Source organism: Nocardioides sp. (genome assembly GCF_034670285.1).
In the GTDB taxonomy this organism is placed as follows: Bacteria; Actinomycetota; Actinomycetes; order Propionibacteriales; family Nocardioidaceae; genus Nocardioides.
The window spans coordinates 1-2,648 of sequence record NZ_JAXMNS010000473.1 but is presented as its reverse complement, the minus strand read 5'-3'; the positions used below and the strand labels follow the sequence as shown (position 1 = coordinate 2,648).

General features: G+C 76.3%; 1 protein-coding gene. It reads right to left on the bottom strand.

Going from position 1 to position 2,648, the window contains the following annotated elements:
- Positions 1-2,567 (bottom strand): vWA domain-containing protein (locus VOI19_RS17840; protein WP_323794291.1); only part of this gene is annotated, 2,567 nt, incomplete at its 3' end.
- Between the last annotated feature and the right edge of the window lie 81 nt (positions 2,568-2,648).

The window sequence follows — 2,648 nt, the reverse complement described above, 5'->3', positions numbered from 1 at the left end:
CCGGGAGCCGGGGCGGGCACGGGCACCGGTGGGGGCGGTGGTGCGGGGGGAGCCGCCGCGGCTGCCGACGACTCGGGAGCACCGGCCAGGGGGAGGGCCTCGATGTCCGGACCCGGCGCCTCGTCCGCGCTCGGGACAGGAGCGGGCGCGGGGACAGCCACCGACGAGCAGCGCAGCCGGACGGCGGCCTCGGCGACCGGGACCGACCCCGCCCAGGCGACCAGCGAGACCGGCTGCGGGCCGGGGTCGCCGTTCGGACACCTGAGGGACAGCGGGAACGCGTAGCGCCCCGGCTCGCGCAGGGCGACGTCGTCGTAGCGGGCGCCGACGACGACGTCGACCCCCTCGGGAGCCTCGGTCGCGAGCTCGACGGAGCCGCGGACGTCGAGGGCGTCGACCAGCGCGCGTACCGCTGCCCCGAGCGGGACCACCCCGCCACGGCTCACACCCACGCACACCAGCGGGTCGTCCTCGCGCAGGTCGGCGCTGCCGTCGCCGTCGCAGTCGACCCCGCCCGCCGGGGCCAGGGCGCCACTGCCCACGGAGAACTGGTCGAGCTGGGTCCGCAGGAGCGGACCGTCGACCGTGCCGGCGCCGCGGTCACCGCCGGCGGTGAGGACCGGGTCCTCCGAGACGACCTGAATGCCGACGTGACGCACGTCGGCGGCCCTCAGCGCCTCGACGACCGCGAAGGGCGACGGCTCACCCGGGGTGGTGGCGGTCCACGGCTCGTCGGTGAGGTGGAGGACCACCTTGAGGGCGTCCTCGCGGAACGTGGCTCCTTGTCCTGGCTCGACCAGCTCGGTGCCGTCGACGGTCAGGCCGGAGCCGGTGACGGTCTGGAGGAGTGCGGTGCGGTGCGTCTCCTCGCCGCCCATCGGCTCGACGCTCCGCAGCGTTCGCTGCAGGGGCCGGCCGGGCGGTGCGAGGTCGACCTCGCGCCGGTAGCGCTGGCCCGGGCCGGCGTCGTGGAAGGTGCTCAGCCCCACCCGGACGTCGACCCCGTCGTCGGCGAGCCCGGTGACGAGCTCCTCGAGACCGCACACCACACCGGCGGCGGCGGGACCCATCGAGTCCGAGACGTCCAGCAGCAGGTGCAGGTCCAGGGCCGAGGTGTCGCCTGGGAGGTCCAGCACCGCCTGGTGGGTGGCGCGACCGCCCGGATCGGGGACGACTGCTGCGTCGGTCGGCGTCAGGGTCGCGTCGCCGGCCCGGACTGCGGGCGCCTCGAAGGGGCGGCTGTCGGGACACGCCGCCGGTGCGGGCGGGAAACCGGGAGCGGCCGGGGGACCGCTCCCGGTGCCGGTGCCGTCGTCCACGGTCGGGGGGACCACCGAGCCGACGGCGGGTGGTGAGTAGACGACGTACTCGTCGCGGCCGCGCGGCTCGGAGAGCGACGAGGAGTGCAGGTGCACCGCCGGGTCGGCGGTGCGGTCGACGACGGCGTCGAGGAGGGGTTGCCCGCGACCGTCGGCGACGTCGACCCAGGTGTCGGCGACGCTGTCGAGCAGGAGCAGGGTGCCGGGGCCGCTGTAGCCGTCGGAGATGTGTGGCGGCAGACCCGCGCTGGTGAGCACCACCTCGTCGGTGGTGCGCCCCAGGGCCAACGACTGGGGCACGCCGGCCAGCGGCGCTCCGGTGGGCAGCGCCTGCGGAGCGCCGCCGTTCGGTGGCACGGACCAGAGCGTGGCGCTCGGGTCGTCGAGGGGGGTGTTGCTCTGCGAGGTGCCGACCACGACGGCCTGACCTGCCGCCGCCCCCGCGGGGTGCACGGCGAGGGCGTGGGAGTAGCCGACGTCGGTGGCGCCCAGCACCGTCTGCCAGGAGTCGCCGCCATCGGTGCTGCGCTGGAGGGACGCCGACCCGACGAGCACGACACCGGAGGCCCCGGGATCGGTGGCCGCAGTGCGTGGTGCGGCGTCGAGCTCCGGACCGCCCGGTGTCGGGAAGGTGCGCACGCCGCGCGCGGGAGTGAAGGTGGCACCACCGTCGCGGCTGCGCAAGGGGGCGAGGCTGATCGACGCCTCGTCGGTGGTCGCCAGGTAGACGACGTCCGGGTCGCCCGGGGCGATGGCCGGGGCGACGCGACCCGGCAGCGGCGCGCTCTGCCGGAAGGGACCTCCGGCCGAGGTGCGGCTCCACACGGTGCTCGTGCCCGCGAGCCCGGGGGTGCCCGCAGGCTCGGTCCCGACGACGACCAGCAGCCGGCCGGTGGGGACGCCGGTGTCGGGGACGCTCAGCGAGCGGATGCTCGTCTCGGGGGCGCTGGGGACCGTGAGCACCTCGTTCCGGGTGCACCCGGAGTCGTTGCTGACCACCACAGTCGTCGGGTCGGCGAGGTAGACCGTGCGCGGGTCGGCCGGCTCGACGGCGTGGGCGACGAGGGGCCCCGACAGCGAGGGTGGCTTCGAGACCGACCGGAAGTCGCCCTCGATCCGTGACGACGTCCCACAGGTCGTGCCGCCGGGAGCGCCCTGGGCGGCGGGAGGGGTGAGACCGGTCGCTGCGGGGAGCGCCACCGCGATCACGGAGGTCACCAGGAGGGCGGAGCGGCGCATGCGGGACACAGATGTTCCTCGGGCTCGGCTGGGAGGGCGCGGCGCCAGCGGGTTCGCTGCGCCGGAGCGTGCGAGGCGGCCCGGTGGGGG